The organism is Pseudomonas sp. LPB0260 (genome assembly GCF_013388395.1).
This window is the reverse complement of record NZ_CP058247.1, coordinates 2,808,766-2,823,099: the sequence shown is the minus strand read 5'-3', so window position 1 is coordinate 2,823,099 and position 14,334 is coordinate 2,808,766. Positions and strand designations below refer to the sequence as shown.

The following is a 14,334-nucleotide window of genomic DNA, read 5'->3' as shown; positions in this document are numbered from 1 at the left end:
GCTCTCCACTACACCGGCTGGGGAATGTTGAAGCGCTGGCGATAGGCCGCCAGAGTGTCACGCACTATATCGTTGATCTGCGGCATGAGCTGCATGACCAACTCCCCGTCCATGCGCTTGCAGGCCGACTCGATCTCCCGCGCCAGCGCCGACAGCTGCGCGGCGCCGAAAGTGGCCGCATTGCTCTTGAGGGCATGGGCCTGGTCCTCGACGCCGTGACAATCCATGCTGGCCAGGTTCGCGTTGATGGCGTCCATGCGCCGTTGCGCCTCGCTGACAAACATGCCGATCATGCGCTCGAGCATGGCATCGGACGTTTCTGCGGCCAGGCGAGTGAGGATCGCCTCGTCCATTAGTTTCAAAAGCGTCATGACCTCTGCCTCCATGGGGGAACGGTTTAGCGCTGCCGGACCGGCATCTATGGCCGGTCCTCTTGCACAGCGGCTGCAGGGCTCAATGCGTCATCCAGCACTGTCATTACGCAAGGAACGCTGTCTTGCGAATAGGAGAAAGCAATATAGGGACCAGATTGGAAATCAGGCGTCACCGGGGCGATTTGAGTGCTTGGGCCAAGGTTTTTTCGCATGACGCTTCGCATTTTGCAAAGAAACCCAGCACTTCGGAGCCATTTTGCAATTGAGCCAGCCTCAGCCCAGCGACTCGGCCGCGCCTGACGGCAGGAACGGCCGCCTATCCTGGGTGAATCGATGACTTGGCATGCTTCTGGCTGACTACCTGGGCAATAGACCCAACCACGGGAGACGATCATGGACGAATCAAACGAACTTGCAGCGCCACTCGAGTCGCAAGCCGAGGAGCGCCTGTCGGTCCTGGTCGTCGACGACGACGAACTGATCCGCATGCACATGCAGCTGTCCCTGACCCACGAGGGGCTCGAGATCAGCGAAGCCGGCGACGGCGGCCAGGCCCTGGCGCTGGCCCGGGAGCGGAACTTCGACATCGTCCTGATGGACGTGCGCATGCCCGGCATGGATGGCTTCACCGCCTGCGAAAAATTCAAGCAGTTGCCAGGGCGGGCACAGACGCCGGTGGTGATGCTCACCGGCATGGAGGACCTGGACTCGATCAACCGGGCATCCGAGGTCGGCGCCACCGACTATGTGACCAAGCCGTTGAGCGCCAAGGTACTGGCCAAGCGCCTGCGCCACATCGTCCAGGCGCAGCGCAACCACGCGGCACTGGAGCAGGAGCGTGCCAGCCAGGCCGCCCTGCTGCATGCCATTCCGGACTGCATACTGCGCTTCGACGCCGAGGGCCTGCTGCAGGCGGCGAAGGTCCCCGAGCGCATGCCGGCGCTGCTCAAGGCCCGCCTGTGCATCGGCGATCCGATTCATCAGGTATTCGCCGGCATCGCCCAGTTCGACCCTGCCCAGGCCTTGCAACAGGCGCTGCAGGGCGACGCCCTGCCGTTGCAGCTCGGCGGCATGGACGACAACGTGTTCGAAGTGCGCCTGGTGGCCTGCGGCCCTGACGAGGTTATCTGCATGCTGCGCGACACCACCAACCAGGCCCGCCAGCAACGCCACATCGAACGGCTGTCGCTGATCGACGGCCTGACCGGCCTGCCCAACCAGGCCTGCTTCCTGCAGGTCGCCCAACGCCACCTCGACGCGACCCTGGATAACAGCCTGTGTGTGCTGCAGCTGCGCTTCGACAGCTATTCGAGCATCAGAAACAATGTCGGCGCCAAGCTGGCCGACAAGCTCATGAAGGTGACGGCCGACAAACTGCTCGCCGCGCTGGACGCCAATCAGCAGTACGAGGAACACCGGCCCAAGAGCCTGCCGTTCATTGCCCGCACCAGCGATGCCGAGTTTCACGTCCTGCTCAGGGACTCCGCCGAGCACCTGCAACTCAAGCACCTGATACGCCGGATCAACGCCTCGTTCGAGCAACCGATCCAGGTCGACACCTACGAGTTCTGCCTGCCGGTGTACTCCGGTGCCGCCATCCAGACCGCCGGTCAAGGCAACATCGAGCAGCTGTTCAAGATGAGTGGGCTGGCCGCGCACAAGGCCAGCCGCCAGCGCAGCCCGGAAACCGTGCTGTACACCCCGGAATTCGAGCAGCAGAGCGAACGGGCCCTGTATCTGGAAGCGGCCCTGCGCAGGGCCATCAGCCATGGCGAGCTGGAGCTGGTTTATCAGCCCAAGGTGTGCGCGGCGAGCGGCACGCTCAAGGGCGTGGAGGCACTGGCCCGCTGGAACGACCCGGAGCTCGGCAGCATATCCCCCGCCGAGTTCATCCCGCTGGCCGAGGAAACCGGGCTGATCCTGCCCCTGGGCGAGCTGATACTGGAAAAGGCCTGCTTGCAGAGCCGCCTCTGGCAGGCCAGCGATCACGCCATTGCGCCCATCGCCGTGAACGTATCGGCGCACCAGTTCAATCAACGCAATATCGAGCAGCGACTCTTTCGCCTGCTGGAGCGCATGCAGGTCTCGCCCAACGCGATCGAGCTGGAGATCACCGAGAGCGTGCTGGTCGAACAGCAGCACGTGCTCGCGACCCTGGAGCGCATCCGCGCGCGGGGGGTGCGCATCGCGATCGACGACTTCGGCACGGGCTACTCGTCCCTGAGCATGCTCAAGACCTTCCCCATCGACATCCTGAAGATCGACCGGGCCTTCGTCATGGACATCAGCGATGATACCCAGGCACACAGCATCGTCGATGCCATCATCGCCCTGGGTCACTCCCTCGACCTGACGCTGGTGGCCGAAGGCGTCGAGACCGAAGCCCAGTTGCGCTACCTGCGGGCCCGCAACTGCCAGCTGATCCAGGGCTACCTGACCGGCCGGCCGATGAGCGCCAGCGCTATCGAGCAGCAGTTCCTCGAGCCGCAGCCGCTCGTGTAACCCTCCGGCGGCATCCACCGGGGCCGTCGGGCGCCCGCATTGCATCCGGCCATGCCCCTGGCGCTGCCCTTCCGCTTCGCGCCTTCTGCGGCGCCGGCCATTCCAAGCCCTGCTCGCCCTCCCCCTGCCCCGACCGTACCCGAACGCCCGACGCTCACTCCCGCCCCGCCCTGCGACGCCTTCGCCATTGCGCCGCCAGCTGGCTAGATTCGCGCCGACGCTACGCCCCCAAGGCCGGCAGCAGAAGCTGATCGCGCCCGGAAGCGGTGTCCGCATCGACGGCCAAGCGCCAGCCGCGACGATTCCGGCCCATCGGCCGGCGAGGGTAAGGCGAGTCCCGACGCGCAGCGGAGCGCGAATGTCGATGCAGCAGCCGGGCCCGCGAAAGCCGGCGCCGATGGCTCGACGCGGCGAGCCGCCGGCCGCTGCGGCACTCGGCAAGACAGCCGCCACGAACGGCGGAAGGGATGGGATTACCGGCTTGAATGGACACCGAGGAACAGACGGGCGGCACCGGCAGAACCCAGCGGTCGAACACGACAATGCGCGCCCAGAGCTGGGCGCGCACGCTGGTGGCGGCCGGACTCAGGGGGCGAAGGTGCCCTCCCCGGTCGGCGCTACGCTGCGCCAGGCGCTGTCGCCGGCAACGCTCGGCAGATTCACCCGGAAGGGTGCGGTGAAGGCCTCGAGGGCGTTGCGGGTCGGGTCCCTGGGATCGGCGACCGGCTCGGTGGCCTTCAGCTGGACGAAGGATTCGCAGAGGATCTCAGTCTGCAACGGCGCCAGCAGCTGATCCAGGGTCTTCCTGAGTTTCTTGTCGAGACTGGCCGTGTCCAGCACCTGGGTGATCGCCGCGTACACCGCCGCATCGACCAGATCGGACTCCTGCAGCGACATCGCCTGGGGGCAGCACAGGGTGCCGACCTCGATGGGATCGAGCTGCTGGCCGCTCAGCAACAGCGCCGAGTTGAGGGTGACCAGGGTGGTGTCCAGGAGACTGTTGATCGCCGGCAGGTAGTTGGCCAGTACATCGCCCTCGTCCTCGTACCCGGCCGGGCAGTCGCAGGGCTGCAAAGCCGAGACCAGGCAGGCGCTGTAGGCCGGCTCGGTGCTGCTGTCGCCCAGGCTGAACGCCTCGCAGGGCTTGCCCGACACCACCTTCTGCGAGATCCAGCGCGAGCCGATGTCGGCGGCGGCGATCGGGCAGCTCTGCGCCGTCTCGCGGAACAGCGCTCCGGGCAAACCGCTGGCACCCTGGCCTACCGCATAGTTGGGCTGCCCCTGCAGGGCGTTGAAATAGCTGACGCTGCCCGAGCCGGACACAGCGTCGACACCGTTGTTGTCGCTCAGCTCGTCGCTGACGGTCTTGATACAGGGATCGCCCTCGCAGCTGTTGCCGGCATAGTAGAGCGGCTCGCGACTGGTGAAGCGATCGTCGCGGATGCCGACCAGGGTGCGGAAGTTGTTCGCCTGGCTGCGGTCGATATAGAACAGGCGGGGCGCATCGTGTTCGTCGAAATCGGCAGCCTCGCCCAGCACCTTGCCCTGGGCATCGACCACGATCGCCTTCTGCGCTTGCTGGCTGACATAGCGTTTAACCAGGGCATCGCGAATCGCCACGATGCCGACCAGGGTGCCCAGCACCAGGATGGTGATCAGCAACAGCAGCTCGACGGTGATGACGAAGCCGCCCTGGGTCTTGCGCGGCCCACGGGCCATGCCGGCGTCTTGCCGATGGGGCGCAGCGCTTGGGCTCTGCATGATCGTTCTCCTCTGCAGTTGTCGGATTCGGCCGCATGCCACTCACAGCAGGTGCTTGAGAATCTGCACGGTGTCGTACAGCTGCACGCCGGCCGGAAATATCACCAGCACCAGGAACATCGGCAGGCACACCAGGCCCAGCGGAAAGAGCATCTCCATGCTTTTCCGGTTGAGCACCTGGGCGGCCCGCGCGCGCTGCTTTTCCAGCAGAATCTGCGACTGCTTCTCCAGGGTCTGCAGGATCGGCGCGCCGACCTGGGCACCCACCTCGAACACCGCGGACAGGCGGCGCAGCTCCTGCACCCCGGTGCGCTGGCCCATGCCCTGCAGGGCCTTGCGCAGCGACTGCCCGGCATTCAGCTCGGCGCACACCAGCATCGCCTCGCGGGCCAACGGGTGATCGGCCTTGAAACCGAAGCGCGCCGCATGCTCGAAGGCCTGGGCCAAGGCAGAGCCGGAAGACAGGTAGGCGCACAGCAGGTCGACGAAGAAGCTCAGGGTCTGCTGGATACGCACGCGCCGGCGCTGGCGGCGGCGGTACAGCCACAGGTCGAAGGCGAAACAGCCGACGATGGCCGCCACGAGCAGGACCGGCCAATGGCTCCAGGGACCGTGCCACTCCAGCAGGGCCAGGGGCAGCAGCACCGCCAGCGCCAACTTGCATGGCCAGTACAGCAGCCGCAGCCGACCGGGCATGATCCCGGCCTGGCGAATCAGCCGCGCCGGAAACAGCCAGCGCGCCAGACGCCCCGGCTGGCGCCCGGGATCGCGCAGCAGAGCCTCCTCGGTCAGGCTCAGCTCCTGACGCTGGAGTACGAATACCAGCCCCAGGCAGAGCATCAGGGCGACCAGCAGGGCCGCATCGAACCAGAGTCCGCTCATCATTCGTCACTCCTCAGAATTCGTCGCATCCACAGGAAACCGAGGATCTGGCACAGCAACGCCCCCAGCACCAGTGCCGGTCCCCGGGGGTGCTCGGTGAGCGGCAGCAGCCAGCCGGGCTCCTTCCACATGAAGAAGGGAATCAGGATGTAGGGAAAGAACGCTGCAAACAGCAGCCCATAGCGGGCGCCCGAGAGCTGTCCCTGAAGACGCTGGCGGTAGAAGCTGCGCTCGCGCAGGATGCTGCCCAAAGCCCGCAGCAACCCCTCGAAGTCGCCGCCGGCGTGCCAGCGCGAGGACAGCGTGTTGGCGAACAGCCTGACCCCCTCGCTGGCGTACAGGCTCAGCAGCGGCTTGCAGGCTTCATCGACCGAGGCGCCGAGGCGGATGCGCCGCACGATGTCTTCCAGCGCCTTGCGCACGAAGCCCTGGGAGGCCTCGGCGGCCACCTGCAGCGCCGGCAGGGGTGGCGTGCCGCCTGCTGCCGCGGCATGCATGAGGTCCACCACATCGACCAGAGCCGTCTCGAACAGCCGTGAGCGCCAGGCCACCAGATCATTCATCAGCAGCAGGCTGACCGGCAGAAAGGCCAGGCCGGCGACCACCGACAAACCCAGTTGCGCGGGAAACAGGCTGAGGAAGATGACCCACACCGCCACGCTGCTCAGCAGCAGGCCGGCGATGAACAGCAGCGGCCGCAGCTGGATATTGAGAACCCGCAGCTTGACCTGCAGGCCGGCGAAGCCCTCGTTCGGCGGCGTCAGCAGCGCCAGCTCCCGGGCTGGCGCGGCTCCGGCCAGGCGCCGCAGCAGCATGCCCGCGGAGAGCAGCAGGCCGCCCCCGGCCAGCAGCCAGAGAAAGATCTCAGCCATGCCCGACCTCCTCGCCCGTCGCCGGGTACAGCGCCATCAGGCTGGCCGGCACGGCATAGCCGCGCTGGCCCAGGGACGCCAAGAAAATCGGCGGCTGCGCGCCCGGCAAGTGACACCCGCGGCGATTCAAGGCCGCCCCGGGCTCCGCGTCGCCCTGCGCCACCAGCGGCGCAGGCTGGAAGCGAAAGACTTCACGGACCCGCAGACGGCCCTGGTCACTGAGTACCTCGCCGATGCTGGTGACGCAGCGGCTGCCATCGCGAAAGCGCGCCACCTGGACGATCAGCTGCACGGCCGAGCCGATAATCTCGCGGATCGCTTCACGCGGCAGGCCGACATCGGCCAGCAACGCCAGCGACTCCAGGCGCTTGAGGGCATCGCTGGGGCTGTTGGCGTGCACGGTGGAGAGGCTGCCGTCGTGCCCCACGGTCATCGCCTGGAGCATCTCGAACACCTCGTGGCCGCGCACCTCGCCGACGATGATACGGTCGGCACGCATGCGCAGGGCATTGCGCAACAACATGCGCAGGTCCACCTGGCCGCGCCCCTCGCTGTTGCCCTGGCGCGCCTCCAGGGTCACCACATGGGGATGGCGCAGCTGCAGCTCGGCCGACTCCTCGATGGTGATCACCCGCTCGCCGGCCGGGATGAACTGCGAGATGCCGTTGAGCAGGGTGGTCTTGCCCGCGGCGGCGCCACCGGCGATCAGGATGTTCAGCCCGGCATCGACCGCCAGCCCCAGCAGCTCGAGCATCGGCTGGCTGAGCATGGCGTTGTCGACCAGCGCCTCGGCGCCGTCCTGGGCCTCGATAAAGCGGCGGATCGACACCACCGGCCCCTTGGCGCAGAGCGGCGGAATCATCGCGTGCAGGCGACTGCCGTCGGGCAGCCGCGCGTCCACCGCCGGGCAGTTGCTGTCCAGGTGCTTGCCCTGGGCGGCGACCAGACGATCGAGAAAGCGCCGCAAATGGCCCTCGTTGTCGAACTCCAGGGCGGTCCTGCTGAGCTGGCCGCGGCGGTCGACCCAGACCTCGTGCGGGCCGTTGATCAGGATGTCGGAGACCCCGGGGTCGATCATCAGCGGCGCCAGCGGCCCCAGCCCGAGCACCTCCTGCAACACCTCCTCGCCCAGCACCAGGCGACGGCTCGCCTCGATGGGCTTGCCGAGGTCGCTCTCCAGGCGCTCGATCAGGCCATCGATCCTCCCACGCAGGGCAGCGCTGTCGGCGAACATCTCGTTCTCGCCCATCTCCAGCGAGTCGATCAGGCGCTGATGGAGCAGTTGGCGCAGACGGCGCAGATCGACATCCGCCACTTCGCGGTCGTTGATCTCCATGGCGCTAGCCTCCCAGCGTCGCGGACGGCGAGCCGCAGGCGGCGCCGCCAGACAGGCTGACCAGGCGGCTCTCCGGGGCCAGGAACTGCGGATTGCCGGCGGCTGCCAGGCGGTACTGCTGGCAGGCCGCGTCGCGTCGATTCTGCTGCTCGTAGATCAGCCCGCGGTGATAGGCCGCCCGCCAGCCAGGCGCGCCGACCCGCTCGGACATGCTCAGGCTGTGCAGGGCGCCGGCGTACTGGCGGTCGAGGTACTGCACCGCCGCCAGGGTCTCGTACAGCTGCGGATGCCGCGGGTTGAGGCGGATCTGCTGCTTGAGCAGGGTCCGCGCCAGGGCCAGGTTGCCCTCCTCCAGAGCGATCCGGCTGCGCAACACGGCGGCCTCGGGGCGCGGCTTGTGGCCGCCCAGCAGCTGGTCCAGCAGGTAGGCGGCCTGGGGCGCGCGTCCGGACTGATAGGCCATCAGGGCCGCCAGCATGATCACCCGTTCGTTGTGCGGAAAATTCGCGTACAGCTGCATGGTTTCGCGCAACAGGCCTTCGCAGTCGACCGGCTCGCTCCACCCCTGGGTGGCGCTCTGGCACGCCACGCCGCTGGCCAGGGTGGCGCGGTAATGGGCCAGGACCCGATCGACCTGGACATGCGGGTCTTCGTTCGCCTCGGTGCGCTGCTGGCCGAGAGAGCCGCAGCCGCCGAGCACGACCAGGGCGAAGGCGATAGGCAATGCGAGTTGGATATTCATCTTATTGCTCCTCTTGGCGAGCCCGCGGCAGGGCGGGCTGCAAGGCCCGCTGCGCCAGGTCGAGGGGGGAAGGAAATGCCCACAGGTGCACGTCGCTCTGGGTTTCGCGGACCAGGGTGGGGGTCACCACGATGATCAGTTCGCGGTCCTGGCCGCTGTCGCTGGAGGACTCGGCCAGGCGCCCGAGCAGCGGAATCTCGTTGATCCCGGGGGTGAAGTCCTCCTGGGTCGACTGTTCGCTGGAGACCAGGCCGCCGAGGATCAGCGGCTGGCCGTCCCGCAGGCGGGTGGTGGTGCTGATGCTGCGGGTATTGAAGGCCGTGCTGTTGAGGTTGCTGCCGGTGCTGCCGGATATCTGCCGGGTCAGCAGGGTGTCGGGCGCCGACACGGTCGGATTGACGTCCAGGGTGATGCGGTCGTTCTCGTCGACCATGGCGCGCACCTTCAGCTGCACGCCGAAGGACTTGAAGCTGGTGCCGCTGAACACCCCCGGGGTGTTGTTGCCGACTTCATCGCCGCTCTTCAGCCCGGTCGGGGCGAATGCCGTGGGCACCGGCACCTCGCCGCCGACGCTGAACACCGCCGACTCGCCGGCCAGCACCATCAGCGTCGGTCGCGACAGGGTCTTGGCGATGCCTTCCTGTTCCATCAGCGAGAACAGCAGGTCGAAGGCCAGGCGGCTGCTGCCGATCTGCAGGTTGTTGGTCAGCGAACCGCCGATGATCTGCAGGGCATTCTCCACGGTGGAGCTGTCCGGCTGGATCTGGCCCAGGCCGCCGAGGCCGAACAGGCCCTCGCTGTTGTAGCCCTGGGTGACCAGGCTCAGGTCCGGACGCCAGCTGTGCAGACGATTGCGGTTGACCTCATGGATCTGCACCGAGACCCGCACCTGCGGCAGGTCGCGCACCTCGATCATCGACAGCAGGCGGCCGTTGGCCAGCGACAGCAGCTTGGCCCGGCCGACGTTGGCCCGCAGGTCGTTGTCGTGGATGCCGGCGCCGCCGTCCAGGCCACTGACCAGCGAGGCGGCCGCCTTGGTCGAGCCACGCTGGTCGAGCAGGCCGCCGGACTCGTCGGTGACCACCGATACCTGCGACAGCCCGCCGGCGAGCCCCTGATCGCCGAGGAACAGGCGCGAGGCCACGTTGAGTATCCGCGTCAGCGTCACCTGGTCGCGCACCTCGCCTTCGAGGATCAGGGTGTCGGCGAAGTCGTTGGCGATATCGCCCTGCATCACCCGGCGGATGCGCACGTCACCGCCGCCGAGGCTGGCGATGGCATCGCGGATCTTCACCTCCATGCTCTTGGGCAGGGTCTGCACCTGGATCAGGTTGATCACCGCCACCCGGCTGTCGGCATTGAGGCTTTGCGCACCGAGGCGGAAAGCGTTGCGGCCGGCCCGGCTGGTGTCCTGCGCGGCCACCACCATCTGCAGGGCATCGGAGAGGTTCTGCGCCGGGTCTGGCGCCGTCGCCGCGGCACCGCTCTGCTGGCGCACCCCCAGGTAGTGGCGGGCGGCCGCTTCCGCGGCGATCTTGTACTCGACCGTCGGCACCTTGCCACGCAGCACCAGGGCCGGGCGATCCGGCGCCGGTTCCAGGCGGATGCCCGAATGGATGTCGCGCAGGGCACTGCGCAGCACCGACAGGTCCTCGGTGACGCTGAACAGGTAGGTTTCGCTGGTGCCATCGGCATACCACACGATCAGCGTGGTGCGTCCGACACTCTTGGCCAGCACCAGCAGTTCACGACCGCCGAGGATCTCGACCTCCAGGGTCTTCTCCTGGCCGATCGCCACGCGCTTGAGCTCCTTGTCGAACAGCAGGCGCGAGTGGGTCCACTGGATCAGGTCGCGGAACGAGGCGGAGCGACGCCCGCTGGCATCCTCGACGAAAGTCAGGCCGGCCTGGGCCGGCGTGGGCATGACCAGGCCGATCAGTGCCGTGGCGCAAGCCAACAGCAAACAGCTTCGCGTGCTTTTCATTTCGTCACCTCGGCGGTAGTGGGCACGGCCATCGGCTGCGCCGCGACAGGCCGCACGGCCTGCAGGCAAGGCGCGGCGTGCGCGCCGGTGGATTCGAGCGGCAGGTAGGTGAACAGCTCCACCCGCCGGTTCAGGGGCGCCACGTCGCTGACCAGCAGCGGGTGCATGGGCGCGTTCTCACCGAAGCCCACCACCTGCAGGTGCGCCCTGGGCAGGCCGTGTCGCGCCAGGACGTTGGCCACGGCACGCGCGCGGCGCTCGGACAGTTGCTGGTTGTAGCGCTCACTCCCCGCGGAGTCGGTGTGCCCGGCCACCAGCACGCTGGGGATCATGGGCTGACCCAGAAGCGACTGCGCGAGAAGCGCCAGCTCGCCCTGCTCGGCAGCGGGCAACTCGCCGATATCGTGGTCGAAGGGGCTGAGCCGGGCGATCAACTGATAGTGGCCGGTGCCCCCGGTACAGGTACGCAACGCCATGGCGGCTCGGTCCAGCGGGCGGTTGTAGGGCCAGTGCCGGGGCTGCCCCAGTTGCCGTGGGTCGCGGTCATGGGCATAGGCGCCCAGGGTCGCCGGGGCATGGCCGAGCCGTGCCGACCCATGCATGTGCTCGGACATCGGCGATGCCGGTTCCTGCCCGGCACACCCGGCGAGGAAGACGCCTAATAGCAGACTGGCGGTTCTCATTGCAGGACCTCTCTGTTTGGTGACGGCTCGGCGATGTCGATATCGCCTGCCCTACCCGTCGACGCCCTGGACTACTGCAAAGAGGGCAAACGCGACGGCCTCAGAGGGGTTGAAGCACAGCCCGTACCAAGTCCTTTAAATTCTGTTTTTTACTATCTATTTCAATTACTTACAGAACTTAAAACTCAGCCGAATCAAATCCATAAGCAAATGGCTTCGGTGTATTCGCAAAATGCAAAGCAATACCGGAATGCTTTGGCAAAGGGCCAGGTCGCGGCGCGCGGCAGCACAACGACGCCGCCAGGGCGACGATCGGGCGGTTGCGGGGAATGAGGAGTACCGGTCGGCCGCTACTGACCGGGACGGGCCTGGCAGCTGTGGCTCGCGCATTGAAACTGCCGGCCCCGATTGGAGAACGGCGGGAGGGGGATAGGAAGGGTACGAGGGACGATCCGGCTCGCGCCGAAGGGCTGGCGGGTCAGAACCGCGAAATAGCCACTGGAGGCCGGACCCGCAGCACGGGCCGGCAAGACGCCGAGCACCGGCAGCGGACGTCGCCGCAGCCGGGCCAGATGACTGCCCCGCGGGCAGTCGTGGAGCTCACAACTCTACGGTTACCCTGCGCCGCTTGAGGCCGGACAGCAGTTCGACCTGACGATGGGTGGGCTGCGGCTCGATACGCTGGCGATCCGGGTCGGCATCGCCGGCACTGTGCAGGACGATGGTGACCTTCTCCCGCGGACTGATGCTGGCCAGGGGATAGACCTCCTCGGGCCCGACGGCAATCACCAGCGGCGTGCCGACCGCCGGCTTGTCCTGCGCCAGCGCAGGCAGGGCCAAGGCGCTCAGCCCGGTCGACACGCCGGGGCTCGACGTCCTTTGCGCCAGGGCACCGATCAGCCGTGCATCGCGGGCCACCGTGCGCACGCCGTTGCGCCCGGTGACCAGCACATCGAAGCGATCGCCATTGCGCAGCTGCGTGTGGGGTATCGAGCCTTTGCGCGGGGTGAAGGTATAGAGCACCTTGCTCTCGGGTATCTGCTGGGCCAGCCAGGATCTTTCCGGCTGATGCAGCTCCGAGGGACGGATGGCCTGGCCATCCTGCTTGTCCTTGGCCAAGCGCTTGCCGATCAGCAGGCGCGGGTCCTCGATCCCCGGCTGGCCCTTGTCGATCCGCACCTTGCGCAGCAGTTCGGCACGAAGCTGGGTGCCGACCGGCCAGTTGCCGTTGATACCCCAGACTTCCTGGGTGTTGTGCCGCTCGACCTGGCGCGCGCCGAGCACGCTGACCAATACCCCCGAGACCAGGAACATGGCCATGGCCGCCGTGGTGCTTCCGGAATATTTACGTTTCATGCGCTGCCCCCTTGCTCATCGAGGTCTGGACTCGCCGAACGCTGGCGCGAACCCGGCACGAGTGGCCGGGCCTGCGCTGGCGTCAACCGGTCGCGTCAAGGCGCGGAGACGGTGCCGACCGCTTGCGCGGATTGCCCGCCGTTGGAATTGACGATTACTCCGCCGCCTTCGATCGGCGCCGCCGCAACGAAGGTGAAGACATCACCGTCGCCGGCGGCCGTATCGACGTTGTCACCGAACACCGAGCCGGATACCGCCGCGGTCTCCTCGAAGTTGGTGATGCCGTTGAACTCGTAGGACTGATCGAGCTGGCCGATCGCCTCGGCGACATCCTCCATCTCGGCGGTGATCGCATCGCGCATAGTGACCATCCCGGCCACCAGACCGATGACCATGGTCGTGGTGATCAGCACCAGTTCGCTGGTCATCACGAAACCGCCTTGCTTCTTGTTAGCGAGCGCTTTTTTCATTGTTTTCATGGTGCACACCTCAAAGGTCAGAACGTTGTGTCTTCATCAAGCGAGAACCCGTTCCCACTTGACCTGAGCTCTTTCAAGGGCCGTGCCAACTTATTTTATTTATACAATTCAATTACTTATATAAACAACCTGGGAATTCGAGGCATGCCGAACCGGCCAACTTGCCGATCTGCGTTGCAGATTGCGAAGCAACTCGGCAAGTCCATCCGGCCGGGAAGCGGCGCAATCTGCAGGCTTGGGGCGGCGCCTATTGGCTAATCAGCTGGGCCTTGAGCAAGTCACGGAAGGCCTGGATCAGCGCCTCGCGGGAGCGCCCGCGACGCAGGATCAGGGAAAACGGCGCCTGGTAGCCGAAGGTCGACGGCAGCAACACCCGCAGGCGCCCCTGCTCGACCCAGGGCTGCGCGTAGTGCTCGGGCAGGTAGCCGATATAGGCACCGGAGAGGATCAGGATCAGCTGCGCCTCCATCGACTCGACGGTCGCCGCACTGTGCTTGAAGCCGTGTCGCGCCAGCTCCGACTGGCTCCAGTAGCCACGGCCGACCATGCGTTGCTGGGCGACCAGCTCCGCCGGGATGCGCCGCTCGCCAAACAGGGAATGCCGCTCGCTGCAATACAGCCAGTGCTGCTCGCGGTACAGCGGCTGGTAGAGCAGGCCGTTCATCCGCGACGGGCAGGCACTGATGGCCAGGTCCAGGCGATTCTCCAGCACCGCCAGCTGCAGCTCGTAGGGACTCATCACCGACAGGTGCAGGTGCACGGCCGGGTGTTCCTGGCTGTAGGCACCGATCACTTCGGCCAGCGGCAGCGCCGGGTCGCTGACGGTGGTGTCCAGCACGCCGAGGTTGAGGGTACCGCGCAGCTCGCCCTTGAGCGCGGCAGCGTAGCGCTCGAAGCCTTCCAGCTCGCCGAACAGGCGCAGGGTTTCCTGGTAGAACAGCTCGCCCTTGCTGGTCAGGCTGAAGCCACCGCGACCGCGATGGCACAGCGTGATGCCCAGGTGCGCCTCCAACTGGCTCATATAGGTACTGATGGCCGAGGTCGACAGGTTCAGTTCCTGTTGCGCGGCGGCGAAGCCCTGGTGGCGCACCACGGCGACGAAGATGCGCAACAGTTTGAGATCGGGCAGAGGGCTGTTCATGGCGTGCTCGTCGGCTCGGGCATTCATCAATGGTGCGCGCGGCGCACCCTACACCACCGTAGGGTGCGCCGCGCGCAGCGATTCGTCGGATTGGACAGCAACGCAGCACGGTGATCCATCGCGTTGCCGGCATGGGATCGCTGCGCTCGGCCCATCCTACAGAGGCGGCCTTTAGTTTAGAAATCTCACAACTAAGTTTTTGTCCTCAGCGATTTTTCCCGT

At 66.6% G+C, this 14,334-nt stretch carries 12 protein-coding genes; 1 reads left to right on the top strand and 11 read right to left on the bottom strand.

The features are described 5' to 3' along the window. Window positions 1-8: 8 nt before the first annotated feature. The gene (locus LPB260_RS12700) at window positions 9-371 is read right to left on the bottom strand and encodes an Hpt domain-containing protein (RefSeq protein ID WP_208709162.1); all 363 of its coding nucleotides are present in this window, start codon (window positions 369-371) and stop codon (window positions 9-11) included. A gap of 396 nt (window positions 372-767) precedes the next feature. Here LPB260_RS12700 and LPB260_RS12695 point away from each other — a divergent pair, with 396 nt between their 5' ends. Continuing rightward, window positions 768-2,876, top strand: coding sequence for a bifunctional diguanylate cyclase/phosphodiesterase (locus tag LPB260_RS12695; RefSeq protein ID WP_208709159.1), 2,109 nt, complete (start codon window positions 768-770; stop codon window positions 2,874-2,876). 585 nt (window positions 2,877-3,461) lie between these two features. Here LPB260_RS12695 and LPB260_RS12690 read toward each other — a convergent pair. The 10 genes from LPB260_RS12690 to LPB260_RS12645 all read right to left on the bottom strand — a co-directional run bounded on the left by LPB260_RS12690 (window position 3,462) and on the right by LPB260_RS12645 (window position 14,112). Further along, window positions 3,462-4,637, bottom strand: a complete 1,176-nt coding sequence (locus LPB260_RS12690; protein ID WP_208709157.1) for a hypothetical protein — start codon at window positions 4,635-4,637, stop codon at window positions 3,462-3,464. Window positions 4,638-4,679: 42 nt separating this feature from the next. Then, entirely contained in the window at window positions 4,680-5,522 is an 843-nt protein-coding gene (locus tag LPB260_RS12685) for a type II secretion system F family protein (RefSeq protein ID WP_208709155.1), read from the bottom strand. Next, the gene (locus tag LPB260_RS12680; RefSeq protein ID WP_208709153.1) at window positions 5,519-6,391 is read right to left on the bottom strand and encodes a type II secretion system F family protein; all 873 of its coding nucleotides are present in this window, start codon (window positions 6,389-6,391) and stop codon (window positions 5,519-5,521) included. The genes LPB260_RS12685 and LPB260_RS12680 overlap by 4 nt, the downstream gene beginning before the upstream one ends. Further along, window positions 6,384-7,727, bottom strand: coding sequence for a CpaF family protein (locus tag LPB260_RS12675; protein WP_208709150.1), 1,344 nt, complete (start codon window positions 7,725-7,727; stop codon window positions 6,384-6,386). The genes LPB260_RS12680 and LPB260_RS12675 overlap by 8 nt, the downstream gene beginning before the upstream one ends. A 4-nt stretch (window positions 7,728-7,731) precedes the next feature. Then, window positions 7,732-8,469, bottom strand: coding sequence for a M48 family metallopeptidase (locus LPB260_RS12670; protein ID WP_208709148.1), 738 nt, complete (start codon window positions 8,467-8,469; stop codon window positions 7,732-7,734). Between the two features lies 1 nt (window position 8,470). After that, window positions 8,471-10,453: a pilus assembly protein N-terminal domain-containing protein gene (locus LPB260_RS12665; RefSeq protein WP_218281517.1), complete on the bottom strand. Its 1,983-nt coding sequence runs from the start codon at window positions 10,451-10,453 to the stop codon at window positions 8,471-8,473. Continuing rightward, complete coding sequence (locus tag LPB260_RS12660; RefSeq protein ID WP_208709146.1) at window positions 10,450-11,136, bottom strand: OmpA family protein; 687 nt, start codon at window positions 11,134-11,136, stop codon at window positions 10,450-10,452. Before LPB260_RS12660 ends, LPB260_RS12665 begins: the two co-directional genes overlap by 4 nt. 600 nt (window positions 11,137-11,736) lie before the next feature. Further along, on the bottom strand, window positions 11,737-12,492 hold the full coding sequence (locus LPB260_RS12655) for a hypothetical protein (RefSeq protein ID WP_208709144.1): 756 nt from the start codon (window positions 12,490-12,492) through the stop codon (window positions 11,737-11,739). A gap of 95 nt (window positions 12,493-12,587) precedes the next feature. Then, a complete protein-coding gene (locus tag LPB260_RS12650; RefSeq protein ID WP_208709142.1) occupies window positions 12,588-12,971 on the bottom strand; it encodes a hypothetical protein in 384 nt (127 codons plus the stop codon). A 247-nt stretch (window positions 12,972-13,218) separates the two neighbouring features. Continuing rightward, window positions 13,219-14,112 carry a LysR family transcriptional regulator gene (locus LPB260_RS12645; RefSeq protein WP_208709140.1) on the bottom strand — a complete coding sequence of 298 codons (894 nt, stop codon included), beginning with the start codon at window positions 14,110-14,112 and terminating at the stop codon, window positions 13,219-13,221. Window positions 14,113-14,334: the final 222 nt, after the last annotated feature.

What these genes read in the sequence shown, in the direction of transcription:
- LPB260_RS12700 (WP_208709162.1), bottom strand. Translation starts at nt 371, where the DNA reads ATGACGCTTTTGAAACTAATGGACGAGGCGATCCTCACTCGCCTGGCC.
- LPB260_RS12695 (WP_208709159.1), top strand. Translation starts at nt 768, where the DNA reads ATGGACGAATCAAACGAACTTGCAGCGCCACTCGAGTCGCAAGCCGAG.
- LPB260_RS12690 (WP_208709157.1), bottom strand. Translation starts at nt 4,637, where the DNA reads ATGCAGAGCCCAAGCGCTGCGCCCCATCGGCAAGACGCCGGCATGGCC.
- LPB260_RS12685 (WP_208709155.1), bottom strand. Translation starts at nt 5,522, where the DNA reads ATGATGAGCGGACTCTGGTTCGATGCGGCCCTGCTGGTCGCCCTGATG.
- LPB260_RS12680 (WP_208709153.1), bottom strand. Translation starts at nt 6,391, where the DNA reads ATGGCTGAGATCTTTCTCTGGCTGCTGGCCGGGGGCGGCCTGCTGCTC.
- LPB260_RS12675 (WP_208709150.1), bottom strand. Translation starts at nt 7,727, where the DNA reads ATGGAGATCAACGACCGCGAAGTGGCGGATGTCGATCTGCGCCGTCTG.
- LPB260_RS12670 (WP_208709148.1), bottom strand. Translation starts at nt 8,469, where the DNA reads ATGAATATCCAACTCGCATTGCCTATCGCCTTCGCCCTGGTCGTGCTC.
- LPB260_RS12665 (WP_218281517.1), bottom strand. Translation starts at nt 10,453, where the DNA reads ATGAAAAGCACGCGAAGCTGTTTGCTGTTGGCTTGCGCCACGGCACTG.
- LPB260_RS12660 (WP_208709146.1), bottom strand. Translation starts at nt 11,136, where the DNA reads ATGAGAACCGCCAGTCTGCTATTAGGCGTCTTCCTCGCCGGGTGTGCC.
- LPB260_RS12655 (WP_208709144.1), bottom strand. Translation starts at nt 12,492, where the DNA reads ATGAAACGTAAATATTCCGGAAGCACCACGGCGGCCATGGCCATGTTC.
- LPB260_RS12650 (WP_208709142.1), bottom strand. Translation starts at nt 12,971, where the DNA reads ATGAAAACAATGAAAAAAGCGCTCGCTAACAAGAAGCAAGGCGGTTTC.
- LPB260_RS12645 (WP_208709140.1), bottom strand. Translation starts at nt 14,112, where the DNA reads ATGAACAGCCCTCTGCCCGATCTCAAACTGTTGCGCATCTTCGTCGCC.